The organism is Erythrobacter sp. HA7-11 (assembly GCF_055693605.1).
Genome location: NZ_JBVFUF010000002.1, coordinates 902,324 through 920,591, shown reverse-complemented (window position 1 = coordinate 920,591; position 18,268 = coordinate 902,324). Strand labels below are relative to the sequence as shown.

The following is an 18,268-nucleotide window of genomic DNA, read 5'->3' as shown; positions in this document are numbered from 1 at the left end:
GCTCAGTTGACCTGACGATCCTTGCCTTCCCAATAGGGTGCGCGCAGTTCACGCCGCAAAATCTTCCCCGAGGGGTTGCGCGGCATCACTTCGATCACATCGACGCTTTTGGGCACTTTGAACCCGGCTAACTGCTCGCGCGCATGGGCGATCACGCTGTCAGGATCGAGTTCGTGGCCGGGCTTGGGCACGATGCAGGCTTTCACAGCCTCGCCCCATGTGTCGTCGGGCACGCCGATCACAGCGACCTCACCGACATCCGGGTGACCGTAGATTGCGCTTTCGACTTGCGCGGGATAGACGTTTTCGCCGCCGGAAATGATCATGTCTTTGATCCGGTCCTGAATGTAAATGTAGCCGTCCTCATCCATGATCGCCGCATCGCCGGTGTAGAGCCAGCCGTCACGAATGGTCTTTTCGGTCGCTTCAGGCAGGTTCCAATATCCGAGCATGTTGGACGGTGATTTGACGACAATCTCGCCAATCGTGCCGCGCGGCACCTCATTGCTGTCCTCGTCAAAGATACGAATGTCGGTGTCCGGCATAGCGCGTCCGACCGAGCGCATCCGCTCATTGCCTTCAAGCGTGTGATCTTCGGGCCTCAGAAGCGTCACGGTGCCGCAGGTTTCGGTCATCCCAAAGACTTGCAAGAAACCGGCCTGCGGCATGGTCCGCACCGCCTCTTTCAAGAGCTCAAGCGGCATCGGTGCCGCGCCATACATGATGTATTTGACGCGACTGAAATCTGTGTTCTGCGCATTAGGATGCTGGATCACCATTTGCAGCGCGGCTGGAACGACGAAAGACTGAGTCGCACCCGCTTGAATACCTTTGAGGAAAGCGCCAGGGTCAAATTCTTCCTGAATGATCGCGCGGATGCCATTGGCAATCGATGCGATGACGATGCCCGTCCCGCCAATATGCGCGCAAGGCATCGCGACCAGCATGCAATCGTCAGGCCCAGGGCTGTTCCAGGGATCGCCAGCCTCTTTCGAGGCATTGCGCAGTGCAACAAGCCCGTAATTGCTCAATTGCGCGCCTTTGGGATTGCCAGTCGTGCCGCTGGTGTAAAGCTGCAGCACCGGATCATCGGGCCGTGACGGCGTGAACGTCGCCGGTTCAGCCGCGCCGATGGCCTCCCACATCTCAGGCTCTTCGATAATCGTAATGCTCTCGGCCACTTCAGGCGCCAGCTTTGTGACGACTTCGGAAAATCCCGTGCCGGTGATCATCAGCTTCGCGCCGGTGTCTTTGAGGATGTAAGCGACCTCTGGCGGGGCGAGTCGCCAGCCGATCGGCGCCATCACCGCGCCCATCCGGGCAGCGGCGAGAAACATCGCGTAGTAGATAACACGGTTCTTACCCAGCCAAGCGATCCGATCCCCTTTTCCGATCCCGTGACTTTGGAACACGGCGATCATCCGCCGCGTCATATCGTCCAATTCGGCGAAGCTTACGGTTTGGCCCTCTTGCTCCAGCGCGGTCTGATCGGGCCGTTCTTTCGACCAATGCGCGACAAACGCATCAAAGGTTTTGTGCGTGGGTGCCGATTCCATACTCTCTCCACCTGTATATTTTGTTTGGAGACAGTTTAGGCAGGCTGACTTGGAGTTGCCAAGCAAGAAGTCGGTTTGGCCGACTGCTCAGCTCCAGCGCCCTTTTGCCCGTGCGCTCGGTTCGCGGATAATCATCCAGATCAGCAGGCCGACCGGACCAGCCATGAAAGTCGCGAGCAGGATAGGCGCTTGCAGCCAGCGGCTGAAGAATTTGGCGTCGGCATCACGCGCGATCCACAGGCCAACGAACAGGTCGAACGCGAGATAATGGACCCAGCCGATGGTGACACCGGCATCGCTGGCAAAGATGGCCCTGACACCTTCGATAGTGGTGAAATTCGCACCACCCTCCGCCGCCGGGAAAAACCCAGTCAGCACACCGACAAGCGCCGCTGCGTAAACCGCGCATAAAATCCCGACGCCAATATAAAGCACCCCTGCCAGAACCGCGGGATGGCGCGGCGCGAGGATCAAGGCAGCCCACGCGATCATCGCCAAGATATTGGCGCTGCCGAACACCACTGACCATTCCATGCACGCTCTCCCCTGCCGCCCGTTGGCGCTATTCGTAGTCGACCAGCCCGAGTCGTTCGTTGCGTTGACGCCATTCGCGCGCCGCCCGCTTCATCGCGTCATTGTTATGCGTGAAGCGCCCGGCTGCATTACGCATCGCAAGGCCCAGTGCGGCCTCTGACACGATCCGCGCATCAATCGAGCGATAGGCCTGCCATTTCCCGCCCAGCATCGGATCGAGCAGCGGGCTCGCCCACATAGCGAGCTTTTCCAGCACCCGAAGATCATCGGTGCGCGGTCCGCGCAAAAGACCGGGACGCAAGATGTCGAGCCGTTTGAAGCCGACCTTGGACAAGGCCATCTCGGTTTCGCCCTTCACCTTCATATAGAAATTTTTCGAGCGCCAATCCGCCCCCGCCGCGCTGACGCACACCATATTAGGAATGCCTGCGTTCTTGGCCGCTTCAGCGGTCGCTAGGATGAGGTCGTGATCGACTGCGCGAAACGCCTCTTCATCGCGGCCAGATTTCTTCCATGTAGTGCCGAGCGCACAAATCAGTGTCTTTGGCTTGATTGCCTCGAACACTTCGCCCCATTTCTCCGGGTCAGCAACGAACATTTCCATGCGCGCACCGTCCGGCAGAGGTGCCTCGCGCCGCGCAACGCCAACGATACGGATGTCATCGATGTCATTGCTGGTCTCGATCACCCTCCGACCGATCAACCCGGTCGAACCGACAAGAGCCACGCGGCGCACATCAGACATTGGTCAGCCCCTGCGGCACTTCACCATAGATTTTCGCGCACGCCTCAATTGCAAACCGGTCGCTCATGCCAGCGATGAAATCGGCAATGATGCGGGCACGGTTGGGGTCGTGGCTGGGCAAACGTTCTCTCCATTCGTCCGGCATTAAGCCGTCATCCTGCGAGTAGGCCGCAAACAGCCTCGCGACAACATCGCGCGCCTTGCTTGCCGCCGAAACCTGTTCGGGGTGATAATAGAGCTTGTCGTACATGAAAGTTTTGAGCGATCTTTCCTGTGCGGCAAAGCCGGGAGAAAATCCTGCCAATTGCCGGTTGGCGGACCGCACTTCATCGACATGGCCAATATCGCTCACATTTGCGCGAGTGTGCTCCAGCACATCATTGACCATCAGACCGATTTGTTCGCGGACCAATTCGCGCAATTGCCTCTCGCGCGGCGTATTGGGAAAGCGTTTTTCGACCGCCCGCCACTGGTCTGCGAGGAAATCAACCGAAAGCAGGTCATCAAGGTCGAGGAAGCCTGCGCGAAGTCCGTCATCAATGTCGTGATTATCGTAGGCGATATCGTCTGCAACCGCTGCGACTTGCGCTTCGAGCGATGGCCACAAGCCGAGGTCGAGCGGAAAATCCTCATCCAGCTCAGCCAGCGCCCAGTTCGGGGCGTTGATCGGCCCATTGTGTTTGGCAAGACCTTCGAGCAGCTCCCAAGTCAGGTTCAGTCCCTCATGCCCGGGATAGGGCGATTCCAGCCGCATCAGCGTCCGCATCGCCTGCGCATTATGGCAAAACCCGCCATGCCGCTCCATCGCCTCGGAAAGCGCGGCTTCGCCAGCATGGCCGAATGGCGGATGACCCAGATCATGTGCAAGGCACAAGGCTTCGGTCAGATCCTCGTCGAGGCCTAGCGCACGCGCGATCACCCGTCCGATTTGCGCGACTTCAAGGCTGTGGGTCAGCCGCGTGCGATAATGATCGCCATCAGGCGCAATGAAGACCTGCGTCTTGGCCTTGAGCCTGCGAAAGCTCATCGAGTGGACAATCCGGTCGCGGTCCCGCTGGAATTCGCTGCGCGGCCCGCGCACTTCTGCGCGCGTCTCGCCGGATCGGCTTGGGAATTCGCGCCCGCGCGTGGCGGCCGGATCAGCAGCGTATGGAGCTCGCGTCATAATGCAGCCCTTCACCTAAGTGAGCGTGCTAAGCCCCACAACCTGAACAGATAGCGAACTTCACGATTGGATGGGCACGGCTTTATCGCCCAAGCCAATCAGCCGATGTGAACAGTCAATTTGGTCGAAATTGAGTACGGTTCTGGGGCCGCCTTGATGGTTCAAAAGAGCGGCCCCAAGCCGATCGGAGGCGACCCGAAAGGCTCGAATGCGTTATTCACATTCACCTACAACACCTATTTATTTACACCGGTGTGAATAGTGGGGACTTGTAAGAATGCGACAGATTGATGGCGTGGCGCGACCAAACGAGGCTCAACTCACAAGCCCGAACACGAGCTCATCCATCTTCGTCCAAGATCCATGCAGCAGCAGCGTCGCAATGAATGCGCGTGGAGTCGAAAACGGGAAGGATATTGGCATCCACGTCGACCACCAGATCAAGCTCGGTGCAGGCCAGAATGATGGCTTTGGCGCCCTCTTGCTCCTTATTCGTTATGATCGTGCGGATCGTGCGTTCAGCATCGCGGGTGGCTTTGCCGACCATCAGTTCATCGTAAATGATGGAGTTGAGCTTTTCGACATTGTCCATATTTGGCGGCAGCAGATCGATCCCGTGCGCCACCAGCCTCTGGCGGTAAAAAGTCTCCGTCATCACATTGCGCGTTCCGATCAGCGCGGCATTGGGAATATTCGCCGCTTTCATCGCCTTCCCGACGCATTCTGCGATGTGGAGAATGGGAATCTCGACCGCGCTTTGCACCTCGTCATAGAGTTTGTGCATCGAGTTCGCGCCGATGATCAGCCCCTCTGCCCCCGCCTGTTCGAGCCGTTTGGCGCTCGCGCTAAGTACGCCCGCAGCACGCTTCCAATCTTCGTCTTCGCGTAGGCCATAAAGCTCACAAAAATCGAGGCTTTCGATGACCATGGGTGCGCTCGCCATTGGCCTGCCGTTTTGCTTGCCATGGCGCTGGATCAGGCGGTTGATCCGGTCGTAATACATGCGGGTCGAAACCCAGCTCATACCGCCGATAAGGCCCAGTTTACGCAATGAAATTCCCCGAATCCGAATGAGCCCTGCTGCAGGCGCCTTAGCTAATGATGGATTGAAACGTCCAGAGCCGCGTTTTTGATCCGGCTATTCGTCTTCGGCGGTATCGGTTTGAGGCGTCAGGTTGAGCAGCCATTTGCTCAAATCTGCAATCGTGCCCGGCTCTTCCTCGTGCGGAAGATGGCCAATTTCCGGATATGCGATCAGCGTCGAATTGGGCAAATGCTTGTCGTACCACTCTCCCGAACTGAGCGGAATCAGGGGATCTTGCGCACCCCAAATGAGCAAAGCCGGGACTTCGAGACCCGCCATCTGATCCTCGTTGAAGGCAGAGCGCGCCATGCCGAAGCGGGTGATCGTGGCCTGCCGGTTCCCCGGGTAGCGCAGCAATTCCCAATACCGGTCCACAACCTCAGGCGTCATGATCGCTTGGTTTGTGACCATCTTCTTAAACGAGCTTTCGACCATCGATCGCGGCGTCACATGCGCCATCACCTGGTTGATTACTGGCGTTGCGGCGAGCTTCATTGGCAGGCTGCGTCCATCACCTTCGCGCCTGACAGGGGCGCCGGCCGAGCCGACGAGGACGATGCCGTTGAGCCGTTCCGGATGCTCCAGCGCGTAGCCGACGGTGATACCGCCACCCATGCTGCTGCCGGCGAGAACGAAGCGATCAAGCCCGAGGTGATCGGTGACGGCTTCCACTCCGGCAACAAAGTCTTCGCGCTCATACGTGCCAGTGACCGAAGGGCCGGTCAGGCCGTGGCCAATCTGGTCGAACCGGATCACCCGATATTCGTCCTTAAGTGCATCCACCCACGGCTGCCACGTATGCAGATCGGCGTTTGATCCGTGCAGCAGGACAAGCGCAGGCGCATCTTTCGGACCTTCGTCGCGCAAGTGGACGGTCTGTCCGTTTTCGAGCGTGACAAATTGCGAGGGCTCGCTGCCATATTTGGCTCGCATCGCCTCGGCATCGGTGTCTGGTGTGCGCAGCAATACAAAGGCGATCGCCAATAGGCCCAGCAGCACGGCGAGGATCTTCAAAAGTCGCTTCATTTGGTTTCCATCTGTGCAATCCAGTCACGGATGACAGCCAGACCTTCCTTGTCGATGGTGGCCTTGCCAAGCTCCGGCATGGCAACGCCCGGCTCTGTCGAAGCCATTCGGTGTACCATGATCGAGGCATCGGGATTGCCCGGCGCGATGCTCACTGCATGACCGCCCGCTCCGCGACCAGCGGCTACAGGTGGCTTGCGTACACCGATGGCGTGCGGATCATCCTGCTCCCAGCGCAAATCGAGACCTGAGTTTGACGCCATGCCGCCAGGCTGGTGGCAGTGCGCGCAGTTCACATCGAGATATGCGCGAGCGAACGCCTCTTTGCCGCTGGCATTTGCGCTCTCGTTCCAGACTGGCATGAAATTCGTGACTTTTGGCATCGCCTTTAGCTGGCCGCTGATCGCGGCGTCCTGCATCCATTGCGGCGACAGATTGCGCGCCTTCGGCCCAATCAGCGTAACGGCCCCATCTTTCACATGGCATTGCTTGCACTGGTTCTTGTTCGGAACTCGGTAGCTGATCTCTTCACCGTCGGGCGCGGTGAGTGGAAGCCTCGCTCCAGCCACTGCAAGCCGCGCATCGGTCTGTTCCTCATTCCACACGTAAGGAAGCGCCACCCACCCCTCTTCGCGGTGCAACAGCACACGCGTTTCGATCAAGCGGCGCTTGGCCCCCTCACCGAATGCGAAGGTTTTGATAAGCGCGCTTCCGACCGGAAATTGCAGCAGCCCCTCGCCATCTGCGCTCATTTTCTCGCCACTCGGGAGATAAATGAAACGCAGCTTCTCCGCGCCGTCCGAATAGAGCGGCGTGTTGATCTCGTAAGGGATCAGATCAACCGATTTCTGCTGTCGGGGGCTGTAGAAGAATCTAAACTCGGAAAGCTGCTTGGGATAACCTTCGAGAATAGCGAGCGGATTGGTGCTGACCGGCGTGCGCGCATCGGACTGCGACATTGCGCCAGCAAAAGCGATCGATGCCGCGATCAGCAAGGCACCTCCGCGTATCACTTGATCCGCGCCTCCATGCTTTCGGGCAATGTGACAGGTGGGAGGTGATCAAAGGCATATTCGTCAGGCCGCGTCCACAAACCTGGCGATGCCATCGCAATTGATTGACCAACCTCGGTCAGGCCTAATGTCGCAACCGGCACATCGTCGAACTGGGCCAATTCCTCATGCAAACCATCGGTCAAGATGGGAGGAAGCGCACCACCAAACGCGCTCGCGAGGGCTTCACCACCAGGAAAGTCGGGAGCACCGCCACCACCAAAAAAGACATTGCCTTGAATACCCACCTCAACCGGTCGAGGCTGATAGCGCTCATCATCGTAGGGCTGCGTGTAGGCGATGAGCATGACGTGACTGGTGTTGTTGCTGATCAAAGCGTTGCCTTGCACCTGCACGCGCTTGTTTGCCATTATCATCACGCCTGTTCCTGCTGGCACGCTGGCTACGATGTTGCCCTCTGGCGCGAAATTATCGGTGTTGTTTTCAATCAAGACGTTGCGGGCGACAAGCACTTCACCGCCGCCGACTTTGGGTAGGCCCGGCAGGTCAAACACGAGGATACCGCCGGTGTTCTTGGTCGCATAATTCGCCGTCACTTCGGCGCGATTGGAATTCTCGATCTCGATCCCGGCGACGTTTTCGACCACGCGGTTGCGCCGCACGATTATGTTTTCCGACTGGCCGACATAGATCCCCGCATCCGACGCACCGCGGACATAGCTGTCCTGGACGAGCACATTCGAGGCCTCGACCGGATAGATGCCGTAAGCGCCATTGTTGGCATCCGGGCCATTGGTCCATTCCACGCGGATCGCGTGATAGATGATCTGGTCCGCGCCCTTGGATTTGATCCCGTCACCCTTCGCATTCTCGACCGCGAAATCGCGCAGGGTTACATTGTCCGAGGTTACCAGCAGACCTTCGCCCGCGCCCCGTTGATCGGTGAAGTCGAGCACCGAGGCATTCATCCCTGCTCCGCGCACGGTCACACCATCCACATCAAGGCTGAGGCCATCTGTGATCGCGAAACGCCCCGCTTCAAGCACGATTTCATCGCCCGGCTCGGCCAGGATCAGCGCTTCTTGCAAGCGCTCCTGCGCGCCGTCTCCGGGCGCAATCGTGTGTATCTCAGCAAATAGCGGCGATGCGGTCGCGAGCAGCATGGCTGCGGCGGTCAGTCTAATCATCGGTGTCCCTCCCAGAACAGGCGGCCATTGTGCCGCGCGGATGGGAGAATGCAAGCGTGTCGCTAGAACAGTGACCCGAAACCGATCTCGATCGCGCAGGCCGCGCCAGCGGTCGCTAGAGTCTCAACAGCCTGATTGTCCTCAACCCGGCGCAAACGGGCAAGCGCTTCACCGGGCGACAGCGGTACGCGGGTCTCGCCTTCAGCCGGGCCAAGCCGTTCGAGTTTTTTGAGCTGCGGCAGCGAGAGGCGATCAACCAGTCGCGGAGCCATGCAGTCAGCGAGCGGTGCGGGCGCGCCGGAATCGAGCAGCGCGGTGCGCACTCGGTCTTCGGTCACTTGCTCGAGGAATCCGCCTTCGCGAAGGACGAACCATGCGCCGCCTGCGATGACGGCCACGAACAAAAGCAGGATCACCAAGCGCTTCATCGACGCGCCCTAGTCCAGCGCCTTGTTGATCTCTTCGACCATCTTCTTCGCGTCCGACAGCAGCATCATGGTTTGGTCCATGTAGAACACATCATTGTCGACCCCGGCATAGCCAACGCCGCCCATCGAGCGCTTGATGAAGAAGACCTGCTTGGCCTTGTCGACATCGAACACGGGCATGCCATAGATCGGTGAGCTCTTGTCGGTCTTCGCCGCCGGGTTCACCACGTCGTTCGCGCCGATGATGAAGGCAACGTCTGCCTGCGCGAATTCAGAGTTGATGTCTTCGAGCTCAAACACTTCGTCGTAGGGCACGTTGGCCTCGGCCAGCAGCACGTTCATGTGGCCCGGCATCCGGCCCGCGACGGGATGGATCGCGTATTTCACGTCCACGCCCTTTTCTTTCAGCAGGTCGGACATTTCGCGCAGAACGTGCTGCGCCTGCGCCACCGCCATGCCGTAACCGGGGATGATAATGACCTTCTCTGCCTGTTCGAGCATGAACGCCGCATCGTCCGCGCTACCCTGCTTGTATGGGCGCTGTTCGCGCGGTTCGCCGCCGGCGCCGCCGCTATCATCCGCGCCAAAACCGCCAGCGATCACCGAAATGAAGCTGCGGTTCATCGCTTTGCACATGATATAACTCAGGATCGCGCCCGAAGAGCCAACCAGGGCGCCAGTGATGATCATCGCCGAATTGCCGAGCGTGAAGCCCATCGCCGCTGCCGCCCAGCCGGAATAGCTGTTCAGCATAGAGACGACGACCGGCATATCCGCGCCGCCGATTGGGATGATCAGCAGGAATCCGATGGCAAAAGCGAGGACCGTGATCGCGATTATGAACGGCAGTGTCTCTGCCGGTCCGGTCGCCATCGCAAACAATCCAGTGAGCACGATGATGGCAGCCAAAGTGCCCAAATTGATCACGTGACGTAGCGGGAGCAGGATCGGAGATCCGCTCATCCGTCCGGAGAGCTTGAGGAAGGCGATCACCGACCCGGAAAATGTGATTGCGCCGATGCCAATGCCGAGGCCCATCTCGATCTTGCTGACCGGCGATATCGCGCCATCGACCAGCAAGCCAAACGCGCCCGGATTGAGATAGGCCGCCCATCCGACGAGCACCGCAGCGAGGCCCACCAGCGAGTGGAAGCCAGCGACCAGTTCCGGCATGGCGGTCATCGCTATGCGGCGAGCGATGAAGAAACCAATCGAACCGCCAATAAATATGGCGATCCCGATCTCGATGATGTTGGCGATGTCGTGGGTGACAAGCGTCGTCGCGACCGCGATCAGCATGCCCAACATGCCGTAGCGATTGCCCGCACGGCTTGTTGCTGGCGAGGACAGTCCGCGCAGCGCGAGGATGAAGAAGACACCCGCCGCAAGGTAGGCAAGCATTGCCCAAGCCGGCGTTCCTGCACCGTCCGCGGCGCTCGCTAAGAGGGAGAAGCTCATCTCTTACTTCTCCTTCTTCTTGTACATCGCGAGCATCCGCTCCGTCACGGCAAAGCCGCCAAAGATGTTCACACTCGCTAACACGACCCCGAACAGGCCGAGATATTTCGCGAGCGCGCTACCCGCCTCAGCGCTTGCGATCAGCGCACCGACAATAATCACCGAGGAGATCGCGTTGGTAACCGCCATCAAAGGCGTGTGCAGCGCGGGCGTGACCGACCAGACGACGTAATAGCCGACGAAACACGCCAGCACGAAGATCGAGAGGATTGAAATAAAGTCCATCAGCTTTTCCCTGCAAGAGCTGTTTCGCCGGCTTGCTCAACTGCTTCGATAGCCGCTTCGGCACGTCGAATAAGCTCTTTGGATGCCATTCGATCGCGGTCTGTCGGTTCGCGCGTTCCCAGCCCACACCTGATCGTCGCCATACGTTGAGCATTTATGTAATTCGCGTCCATTAATGCAGCTTCAAAGTCAAACGAAAGCGGAGTGGCTGAGTATTGACGCTGCACTTCAGCGAACCGATCACTGAGCTCATCGAAGCTTGATTTGTCTTCCGGAATTTCCACCCGTGGACACCCACCGAAAAGCAAAGCATAATTGCGAATACTCGCTCGAAACGCGGTGCGTTCATTTCCCCTTTCAGACAGAAAAGCCTGCGCTGTCAGTTGAACAGGTTGTTTGCCATTCGTGTCGACTGAATGATTGCACGCTGAAAGCGCAAGTGGCGCTGAAGCAATCAAGAGTGCAACGTGCCGCAAAGACCCTGTCCAGGGTTGAGGCGCCCTCACCCCTTAAGCCTCTCGTTCACAATGTCGCCGCCTTTGGTGAGGCGGATTGCATCGCCGATTTCCTCATCGAGTTCCGGCTTGCCCGTCTCCTTGTCCCAGAAGGCGGAGAGAAAGTTGAAGTGGTTGCGCGCAAAAAGCGCCGAGGCGTCGGCTGCGAGGTGCGCGGGCGTATTTGCATAGCCGATGATCTTCACGCCGTGCTTTTCGACTGTCTCGTCCGGCTTGGAGCCTTCGACATTACCTCCCTGCGCGACCGCAAGGTCGAAAATCACGCTGCCCGGCTTCATCGTCGCGATCTGCGCATCGGTGATCAGCACCGGAGCAGCGCGTCCCGGGATTAACGCGGTGGTGATCACAATGTCCTGCTTGGCGATATGCTCGCTGACGAGCTTGGCCTGTGCAGCCTTGTACTCGTCGCTCATCTCGGTCGCATACCCGCCTGAGCCTTCGCCTTTGATGCCCTCGACATCCTCTACGAAAATTGCTTTTGCGCCAAGGCTTTCGATCTGTTCTTTGGTAGCCGATCTCACATCGGTCGCAGAGACCTGCGCGCCCAGGCGCCGCGCAGTTGCAATCGCCTGAAGACCCGCAACGCCGACCCCCATGATAAACGCTTTAGCCGCCTGAACCGTGCCGACCGCTGTCATCATCATTGGGAAAGCGCGACCATATGTATCCGCTGCAGCCAACACCGCTTTATATCCGGCAAGGTTCGACTGGCTGGAGAGCACGTCCATGCTTTGTGCGCGCGTGATGCGCGGCATGAATTCCATGCTCAACGCTTCAAAGCCCGCTTTCGCATAGGCTTCGACCAAATCGCTCTTCTGAAACGGGTCGAACAGAGCCGCGATCCACGCGCCCGGCTTTGCGCCAGACAAAGCGCTGACATCGGGCGCTTGCACGCCGAGGACTATATCGGCGCCCTTGACCGTGTCAGCAGCACTGCCAACACTCGCGCCTGCCTCTGCGTAAGCCGCGTCGGTAATCGATGCGTTTGCCCCCGCACCGCTCTCTAGAGCCACTTCGATGGGGCTTTCCCCGCCCAAAGCGATGAATTTCTTGACCGTTTCAGGGGTCGCCGCGACGCGCGTTTCCCCACCGGCCTGCTCTTTAAGAACGGCAATTTTCATAGGCGCAAAGCTTCTATTCTGCGATCAGCATGACGACGAACAAGGTGATGATAGCAATCAGGGGAACAGCCCATTTCAATGATGAGATGAAGCCCCCGTAGGTCTTTTCCGCGTGATCCATGTCGTTGGTTGCCATTGCGCACATTTCCTTCAAACAATTTGTCCAGATGTGCGAGCCGATGAGTGCTCACACACCGTTTGTGCACCCCCTATCGAAGGCGGCAATCAACCTCAAGACCAAGGCGACATTGGATGGGATAACGCACTAACCTGCGTATTGATCCGTAGGCCAAGCGATTAGCCTTAACACCGTCTTTACACATTCCCACTATTCCCGCCCGATGGAGTTCCCCGAGGCGATGGGCCTTGCGGCGTGATGGGATGGAAAACGCATGTCCGAAACCGAAACGCGTTTGGTGATGCTGATCGATGATGAACCGGCCCAAAGCCGCCTCATCTCGGCTATTGCTGCGCGTGAAGGCTGGCGGACGATTGTTGCGAGCGATGCGGAAAGCGCGATCGCGATTCTCGGCACGCGCGAAGGTATGCAGCTCTCTGCGATCCTGCTCGATCAATGGGTGCCAGGCGATGATGCTTGCGCTTTGATCGAAGAGCTGAAGTCGCGCCGCCCTGCCCTTCCCATCTTGATGCTCACCACCAGCGCCTCGCCACTGCTCGCCGTCGAGGCGATGCGCGCAGGTGCGAGCGACTACCTCGTGAAGCCTGTCTCTCCCGACCGCCTGATGGAAGCCCTTCGCGCGGTTACGACCCGCGAAACTCCGCGAGACGAGCTTGCACCGCTGACCGAGAAGATGTCAGCCAGTCTCGATTTTGATGCGATGATCGGCACAGCGCCAAGATTTCGCACTGCTCTAGCCAAGGCGGCGAAGACTGCTCGTGGGCATGGCAATGTCCTTATCGAGGGCGAAAGCGGAACGGGCAAAGAGATGCTGATGCGCGCCATGCATGCAGCCTCGCCGCGTGCTAAAGCTCCGCTACGCGTGATCAATATCGGCAGCATTCCGGCGAATTCGGTTGAATCGGTTCTGTTCGGGCATGAGCCAGACGCCTTTCCCGGCGCATTCGACCGCCAGATCGGCGCGATGCAACATTGCGACGGTGGCACTCTGCTGCTCGATGAGGTTGACCGGCTTCCGCCTCAGGCTCAAGCGAGCCTGTCTGAAGCGATCGAAACCGGCATCGTCCGCCCTGTGGGCGCATCACATGGATTCCGTGTCGATGTGCGCCTGCTTTCGGGTAGCAATTATGCGCTCGACCGTCTGATCAAGACCAAGCATTTCGATGAAAAGCTGGCGAGCCAGCTAGGCGCGACAAAGATCGAATTGCCGCCCCTACGCGAGCGCACCGGGGATATTCCCGCCCTCACCCGCCATTTCTTGGGGCGAATTGGCGAACAACCGGGTCTCAACCATTTGTCAGTGAGCGACAGCGCGCTCACCCTGCTCGCAGCGTTCGATTGGCCAGGCAATGTCCGTCAGCTTCAGTCGGTGCTGTTCCGCGCGGCTGTTTATTGCGAAGGGCAAACGCTGACCGCTGATAGCTTCCCGCAGCTTTCCGAAATGCTGGGTGAGCTGGAAGAGCTGACCTCGTCGAACCATGATGGTGTGGGCATCATGCTCTATACCGAGGATGGCAATCTGCGTCCGCTTGAAGAAATCGAAGCCGACGTGATCCGTTTGGCTATCGGTCATTATCGCGGACGGATGACCGAGGTAGCCCGCCGCTTGGGCATTGGTCGCTCAACCCTCTACCGGAAACTCTCAGACCTCGGCATCGACAACGCGGCTTGAGCCGCGCGCGTTTGCATTCGGGCAAATTCGCCGTTAGCAGAGCCTCAGCAATCGGGGAGTGAGGCAGTTGGACCAGCGTTAACGCTGTAAGCGAGACAATCGCAATTGTAGTCTGGAGCGCAAGCGTCCGGGCCATATCTCCTTCTGACCCTCGAGGTAATTTATGCAAAAGTTGAACACCAAGCGCTGCGTTGTTACCGGCGCTGCAAGCGGTATTGGCCGCGCGATCTGCAAAGCTTTCCACTCTGAAGGCGCCGATGTCGTCCTGACCGATATTGATGAAGATGCGGGCGAAAAAGCCGCGGCTGAGATCGGCTGTGAATTTCTCAAGCTCGACGTGCGATCCGAAGCGGACTGGGAGGCTCTTGCAGCCGCCCACCCTCAAATCGACGTGATGGTCAACAATGCTGGCATCACCGGCTTTGAAGACAGCGCCGGGCCGCACGATCCGGAAAACGCTTCGCTTGAAGACTGGCGCGCGGTGAATGCAGTTAACAGCGACGGGACATTTCTCGGTTGCCGCTATGCCCTTCGCGCGATGAAGGCCAAAGGCACCGGTTCGATCATCAATATGTCATCCCGCTCAGGACTGGTCGGCATTCCCGGAGCAGCGGCCTATGCCGCGTCGAAAGCCGCGATCCGCAATCACAGCAAATCCGTTGCGCTGTACGCCGCGCAGCAAGGCTGGAAAATCCGCTGCAATTCGGTCCACCCGTACCGCTATCCTGACCCCGATCTGGGAACCGATGCTGGGCGATGGGCCAGATCGCGAAGAGCGCATGGCCGCCTTGGTTGCCGATACGCCACTGAAGCGCTTTGGCACGGTCGAGGAAGTCGCGGCTATTTGCGTCTTCCTAGCAAGCGATGAGAGCGCCTATATGACGGGCACTGAGCTTACGCTCGACGGGGGCTTGCTGGCCGGATCAGCTGCCTCCCCCGGCTAGGATCTTTACCAGCTCACCGTGCGCGTCACTCGCGTTTCGCCTTGATTGCCGCGTAGGCTAGTCGTGAAGGTGCGCGCATTCCAATCGATTTCGACCAGACCGAAATTCTCTTCCGAGATGAAGTCGGTCAGTCGTTTGGGATCGGGTTCGCGCGCGGTGTTGCGCTCGGTTGAGCTGAAGGAATAGTTCATCGAGGAGCTGGTGAGCTCCCAGATTTGCTCGCCGCCTGCGGCTTCGGGCGTGTCGGAATAAATGCCGCCCGCATGGCGATCGCCGGATAGGATTACCATGCCACTGTCTTCGCGATTAGCGAGCAACTCGTATAGCTTGGCGCGTTCGAGCGGCAGCGCTTCCCAGCTCTCGTAATTGTGCGCATCAGTGATGACCTGGATCGAGGACACGATCACGCGCAGGTCGGCAGGCTTTGCAAGCTCCTGCTGGAGCCATTGCCACTGCGCCTCGCCCAGCATGGTCTTGGACGCATCTTCGCTCGGCACGTACGGGCCAAGCGGCGGACGCTGCATGGTGTAAGGGCCGGTCTCGAGGTCCGAGCGGAAGAAGCGCGTATCCAGCATGATGATCTGGGTGCGCTGGCCGTCTTCACCAAACATCCGGCTTTCATAGATGCCAGGCCGGGATTTCACTTCGTCCGACGAACCCCAGAAGGTCTCGAAGATCGTCTCGGCCCATTCGCGATAGGCAAAGCTGGCCCCGCCATCATTGAAACCGAAATCATGATCGTCCCAGGTGATCATCATCGGAACCTTGCTGCGAAACGCCGTCAGTTCGGGCGTTTCGGCCTGCACACCATAGGCCTCGCGCAAGGTCGTGAGCGCGGCGTCGCCGTCCCACCCCTGATCGCCGTAATTGTTGTCGCCGATGAAAAGAAAAACATCGGGTTCAGTGGACGAGATTTGCGCCCAAATATCCTGCGGTCGCAGCTGGTGGTTGCAGCTGCCAAAGGCAATGCGCGTCAGCGTGGTGCTGGGCGCGAGCGACACGTTGGCTGGCGCAACCGGAAGTTCAATTTCGCTGCGAAGCTTTGCATAATAAGGTGCGAGTAGGTCAGAGGCGCTCAGCTCCACCTCTTTGTGGCCATGCCCATCAGCCAGCGCTGGTGCAGCCAAGGCGGCAAGAGATAAAGCTGTGAATGAAGTGGCAAGGCGGCGCATGCGCAAGGCTCCTGATCATCGTGTCCAAACAAATCGAAATTCTCGATTCTCTGTGTGCTTGATCGCTTGCCATGACCGTTCCGCGACACGCAAATAAAAAACCCCCTCCGATTGATATCGAAGGAGGCTTTTCGCGCCAGTATGCCTAGCAAAGGGTTCGCGCGGTGCAGCCAACGCTTCCCTATTTCTTAGAAGCGATACCGCACGCCGGCGAGAAAGCTGACCGTCTCATATCGGCCATCAAGATTGGCGCTAAAGCCGTCTGCGCCGCCGCCTACGAATGTCCGCTCGAAATCAAGGCCGGTTACCCGTTGGTAGCGCACACGGCCTTGCAGCTCGATATTGTCGGTCAGCACGAATTGCAGGCCGACATTGCTTTGCAGCGATAGACCGGTGTCGCCGTCCGTCACTGCGAAAGTCGGCGCGGTTGCGACGCCGTTATTCGGAAAATAGGTCGCATTGGAGTCGACGTCGGCAATTCCGATACCGCCGCCCCAGAACGGGATCACACGCTGGTTCTCGGACCAGCGCACATCGGATTGGTAATTGATCGAAAACGTGTCGACGTTGATGTCACCGCCGAAGGTCTGGTTGCCGCCGTTGAAGCTGCCGCCGCTTACATCAGCTTCGGCATAGGCATATTCAACTTCCACGCTTGGCTGGAACAAGCCAAAGATGCGCTTTGGAATGCGGTATCCGACCGCGACGGTCCCGGTGAAGCCCTCATCATATTGGACCTGCGCATTGGCGGGCGCGCCTGCCATTCCCGGAACGCCTGCCTCAGGGTCCTGAATGCCGGTAAAGGTTTCATCGCTCGGCGAGGTAACGCCCGCTTGAAGCGAAACATAGACGCCGCCTTCCGGCTCAAATTCATCGGATTGTGCTGCGGCAGGAGCTGAAATGGCGAATGCCGGAACGACGAGAGCGATGGTAAGGGCGCGCGGAGAAATGGATAACGTCATTGTATGGGGGTACCTAGATTGCTGAGGGGTACCCTGCATTTCGCGCGGCTTCGCTATTTGGTTACATCGGCTCCAATTGCGCGAAGTCGGTAAGCGCCGCATCACGCATCCCGCGCCAGACATTGCGCGCCTGAACCGTCTCGGCGACATCATGCACGCGCAGGATGTGGACACCTGCATTCATGCCCGCAGTTGCCAATGCCAGTGATCCCCCCAGACGCTCATGCGCCTCCGCCTCGTTCGAAAGCGCACCGATCATGCGCTTGCGGCTCACGCCGAGCAGCAGCGGCGATCCCAAAGCATGGAACAGTGGTAGCGCATTGAGCAAAGCAAGGTTCTCGGTCAGGCCTTTGCCAAACCCAATGCCCGGATCGAGGATGATGCGATCCTCCGCGATCCCCGCTGCAATCGCATTGGAGCGTGCGGTCTTAAGGAAATCGAACACTTCACTCACCACGTCGCCGTACTGTCCGCCTTCGTGCAGATCATCGCCGCTACCCGGCGCATGCATCAGAATCACCGGACAGGCAGAGCTCGCCACGAGCTCGGCAGTGCGCGGGTCATAGCGCATCGCCGACACGTCATTGGCGATGTGCGCGCCCGCATGCAAAGCCGCCTCCAGCACGCCCGCGCGGCGCGTATCGACGCTGATCGCTGCGCCCATGCTCGCGCAGTACTCGACCGCTGGGAGCACGCGCTCCTTCTCATCGCCCTCCCACGTCGCCTGCGCGCCGGGCTTCGTGCTTTCACCACCAATGTCGATGATGCTCGCGCCCGCTTCGAGCATGGCCGAGGCATGCGCGCGGCCCGCATCGACATTGTCGAGGAACTCGCCTCCATCGCTAAAGCTGTCGGGCGTGACGTTGAGGATGCCCATCACCTGCGGCTGGTCGAGCCGGATGGTCCGCTCCCCCAATGTAAGCGGAGCATGAACCTTCTGCAGGTTCGCCCATTGCTGCTGCGCCTCTGTCTCCAGCTCGCCACCCAACTGGGCGAAGACCGCGTCGGCCTCGCGCACGCCGAACAGATGCCGCGCCGTCACTTCGCCTTCTTCCCGCACGACAGCGGCAAAGCGGCTTGCATAGGCCATGCTCCCTCCGAGGCGGATGGCAGCGCCGTCTTCGGCCTGCGGGCTGGCAGCGAGGGCGATCGGGTGAAGGCAGAGCGAAGCAGTCATAGTTCAGACGACTAATCCGCAAAAAGAGCCGCGGGAAGTGCTCACTTGCGAAACTCGCACAAAAAAGGGCCGCACCAATACGGTG

18 protein-coding genes and 1 pseudogene are annotated in these 18,268 nt (G+C 59.0%); 2 read left to right on the top strand and 17 right to left on the bottom strand.

Annotated elements, in window-relative coordinates:
* Window positions 1–2 precede the first annotated feature (2 nt).
* From ACZ1GU_RS04765 to ACZ1GU_RS04700, 14 genes are all read right to left on the bottom strand, one after another.
* Entirely contained in the window at window positions 3–1,556 is a 1,554-nt protein-coding gene (locus tag ACZ1GU_RS04765; protein ID WP_472646945.1) for a long-chain-fatty-acid--CoA ligase, read from the bottom strand.
* An 87-nt stretch (window positions 1,557–1,643) separates the two neighbouring features.
* Window positions 1,644–2,090 carry an ABA4-like family protein gene (locus ACZ1GU_RS04760; RefSeq protein ID WP_472646944.1) on the bottom strand — a complete coding sequence of 149 codons (447 nt, stop codon included), beginning with the start codon at window positions 2,088–2,090 and terminating at the stop codon, window positions 1,644–1,646.
* Window positions 2,091–2,118: 28 nt separating this feature from the next.
* Window positions 2,119–2,835 carry an NAD(P)H-binding protein gene (locus ACZ1GU_RS04755; RefSeq protein WP_472646943.1) on the bottom strand — a complete coding sequence of 239 codons (717 nt, stop codon included), beginning with the start codon at window positions 2,833–2,835 and terminating at the stop codon, window positions 2,119–2,121.
* A complete protein-coding gene (locus ACZ1GU_RS04750) occupies window positions 2,828–4,000 on the bottom strand; it encodes a deoxyguanosinetriphosphate triphosphohydrolase (protein ID WP_472646942.1) in 1,173 nt (390 codons plus the stop codon). The genes ACZ1GU_RS04755 and ACZ1GU_RS04750 overlap by 8 nt, the downstream gene beginning before the upstream one ends.
* Window positions 4,001–4,340: 340 nt before the next feature.
* Entirely contained in the window at window positions 4,341–5,051 is a 711-nt protein-coding gene (locus tag ACZ1GU_RS04745) for an aspartate/glutamate racemase family protein (protein WP_472646941.1), read from the bottom strand.
* An 87-nt stretch (window positions 5,052–5,138) separates the two neighbouring features.
* Complete coding sequence (locus tag ACZ1GU_RS04740; RefSeq protein ID WP_472646940.1) at window positions 5,139–6,110, bottom strand: alpha/beta fold hydrolase; 972 nt, start codon at window positions 6,108–6,110, stop codon at window positions 5,139–5,141.
* Window positions 6,107–7,123, bottom strand: a complete 1,017-nt coding sequence (locus tag ACZ1GU_RS04735) for an SO2930 family diheme c-type cytochrome (RefSeq protein ID WP_472646939.1) — start codon at window positions 7,121–7,123, stop codon at window positions 6,107–6,109. The genes ACZ1GU_RS04740 and ACZ1GU_RS04735 overlap by 4 nt, the downstream gene beginning before the upstream one ends.
* Window positions 7,120–8,310 (bottom strand): parallel beta-helix domain-containing protein, encoded by a 1,191-nt coding sequence (locus ACZ1GU_RS04730; RefSeq protein ID WP_472646938.1) that lies wholly within the window; start codon window positions 8,308–8,310, stop codon window positions 7,120–7,122. Before ACZ1GU_RS04730 ends, ACZ1GU_RS04735 begins: the two co-directional genes overlap by 4 nt.
* A gap of 62 nt (window positions 8,311–8,372) precedes the next feature.
* Window positions 8,373–8,738 carry a hypothetical protein gene (locus ACZ1GU_RS04725; protein WP_472646936.1) on the bottom strand — a complete coding sequence of 122 codons (366 nt, stop codon included), beginning with the start codon at window positions 8,736–8,738 and terminating at the stop codon, window positions 8,373–8,375.
* 9 nt (window positions 8,739–8,747) lie between these two features.
* Complete coding sequence (locus ACZ1GU_RS04720; protein WP_472646934.1) at window positions 8,748–10,196, bottom strand: NAD(P)(+) transhydrogenase (Re/Si-specific) subunit beta; 1,449 nt, start codon at window positions 10,194–10,196, stop codon at window positions 8,748–8,750.
* A 3-nt stretch (window positions 10,197–10,199) separates the two neighbouring features.
* A complete protein-coding gene (locus ACZ1GU_RS04715) occupies window positions 10,200–10,481 on the bottom strand; it encodes an NAD(P) transhydrogenase subunit alpha part 2 (protein ID WP_472646932.1) in 282 nt (93 codons plus the stop codon).
* The gene (locus tag ACZ1GU_RS04710) at window positions 10,481–10,939 is read right to left on the bottom strand and encodes a hypothetical protein (RefSeq protein ID WP_472646931.1); all 459 of its coding nucleotides are present in this window, start codon (window positions 10,937–10,939) and stop codon (window positions 10,481–10,483) included. The genes ACZ1GU_RS04715 and ACZ1GU_RS04710 overlap by 1 nt, the downstream gene beginning before the upstream one ends.
* A gap of 44 nt (window positions 10,940–10,983) precedes the next feature.
* A complete protein-coding gene (locus ACZ1GU_RS04705) occupies window positions 10,984–12,117 on the bottom strand; it encodes an NAD(P) transhydrogenase subunit alpha (RefSeq protein ID WP_472646930.1) in 1,134 nt (377 codons plus the stop codon).
* A 13-nt stretch (window positions 12,118–12,130) separates the two neighbouring features.
* Window positions 12,131–12,253: an aa3-type cytochrome c oxidase subunit IV gene (locus ACZ1GU_RS04700; RefSeq protein WP_472646929.1), complete on the bottom strand. Its 123-nt coding sequence runs from the start codon at window positions 12,251–12,253 to the stop codon at window positions 12,131–12,133.
* 256 nt (window positions 12,254–12,509) lie between these two features.
* Between ACZ1GU_RS04700 and ACZ1GU_RS04695 the strand changes: the two genes are divergently transcribed.
* A complete protein-coding gene (locus ACZ1GU_RS04695; RefSeq protein ID WP_472646928.1) occupies window positions 12,510–13,928 on the top strand; it encodes a sigma-54-dependent transcriptional regulator in 1,419 nt (472 codons plus the stop codon).
* Between the two features lie 163 nt (window positions 13,929–14,091).
* Window positions 14,092–14,872 (top strand): annotated as a pseudogene (locus ACZ1GU_RS04690) (SDR family NAD(P)-dependent oxidoreductase).
* A 5-nt stretch (window positions 14,873–14,877) separates the two neighbouring features.
* Here the strand turns inward: ACZ1GU_RS04690 and ACZ1GU_RS04685 are convergent.
* The 3 genes from ACZ1GU_RS04685 to folP form a co-directional block, all read right to left on the bottom strand.
* The gene (locus tag ACZ1GU_RS04685; protein ID WP_472646927.1) at window positions 14,878–16,044 is read right to left on the bottom strand and encodes an alkaline phosphatase D family protein; all 1,167 of its coding nucleotides are present in this window, start codon (window positions 16,042–16,044) and stop codon (window positions 14,878–14,880) included.
* A 188-nt stretch (window positions 16,045–16,232) separates the two neighbouring features.
* Entirely contained in the window at window positions 16,233–17,006 is a 774-nt protein-coding gene (locus ACZ1GU_RS04680) for an outer membrane protein (protein ID WP_472646926.1), read from the bottom strand.
* Between the two features lie 61 nt (window positions 17,007–17,067).
* Window positions 17,068–18,183, bottom strand: a complete 1,116-nt coding sequence (folP, locus tag ACZ1GU_RS04675) for a dihydropteroate synthase (protein WP_472646925.1) — start codon at window positions 18,181–18,183, stop codon at window positions 17,068–17,070.
* Between the last annotated feature and the right edge of the window lie 85 nt (window positions 18,184–18,268).

Coding starts and splice junctions, on each gene's coding strand:
- ACZ1GU_RS04765 (WP_472646945.1), bottom strand. CDS start 1,556: ATGGAATCGGCACCCACGCACAAAACCTTTGATGCGTTTGTCGCGCAT.
- ACZ1GU_RS04760 (WP_472646944.1), bottom strand. CDS start 2,090: ATGGAATGGTCAGTGGTGTTCGGCAGCGCCAATATCTTGGCGATGATC.
- ACZ1GU_RS04755 (WP_472646943.1), bottom strand. CDS start 2,835: ATGTCTGATGTGCGCCGCGTGGCTCTTGTCGGTTCGACCGGGTTGATC.
- ACZ1GU_RS04750 (WP_472646942.1), bottom strand. CDS start 4,000: ATGACGCGAGCTCCATACGCTGCTGATCCGGCCGCCACGCGCGGGCGC.
- ACZ1GU_RS04740 (WP_472646940.1), bottom strand. CDS start 6,110: ATGAAGCGACTTTTGAAGATCCTCGCCGTGCTGCTGGGCCTATTGGCG.
- ACZ1GU_RS04730 (WP_472646938.1), bottom strand. CDS start 8,310: ATGATTAGACTGACCGCCGCAGCCATGCTGCTCGCGACCGCATCGCCG.
- ACZ1GU_RS04725 (WP_472646936.1), bottom strand. CDS start 8,738: ATGAAGCGCTTGGTGATCCTGCTTTTGTTCGTGGCCGTCATCGCAGGC.
- ACZ1GU_RS04720 (WP_472646934.1), bottom strand. CDS start 10,196: ATGAGCTTCTCCCTCTTAGCGAGCGCCGCGGACGGTGCAGGAACGCCG.
- ACZ1GU_RS04715 (WP_472646932.1), bottom strand. CDS start 10,481: ATGGACTTTATTTCAATCCTCTCGATCTTCGTGCTGGCGTGTTTCGTC.
- ACZ1GU_RS04705 (WP_472646930.1), bottom strand. CDS start 12,117: ATGAAAATTGCCGTTCTTAAAGAGCAGGCCGGTGGGGAAACGCGCGTC.
- ACZ1GU_RS04700 (WP_472646929.1), bottom strand. CDS start 12,253: ATGGCAACCAACGACATGGATCACGCGGAAAAGACCTACGGGGGCTTC.
- ACZ1GU_RS04695 (WP_472646928.1), top strand. CDS start 12,510: ATGTCCGAAACCGAAACGCGTTTGGTGATGCTGATCGATGATGAACCG.
- ACZ1GU_RS04685 (WP_472646927.1), bottom strand. CDS start 16,044: ATGCGCCGCCTTGCCACTTCATTCACAGCTTTATCTCTTGCCGCCTTG.
- ACZ1GU_RS04680 (WP_472646926.1), bottom strand. CDS start 17,006: ATGACGTTATCCATTTCTCCGCGCGCCCTTACCATCGCTCTCGTCGTT.
- folP (WP_472646925.1), bottom strand. CDS start 18,183: ATGACTGCTTCGCTCTGCCTTCACCCGATCGCCCTCGCTGCCAGCCCG.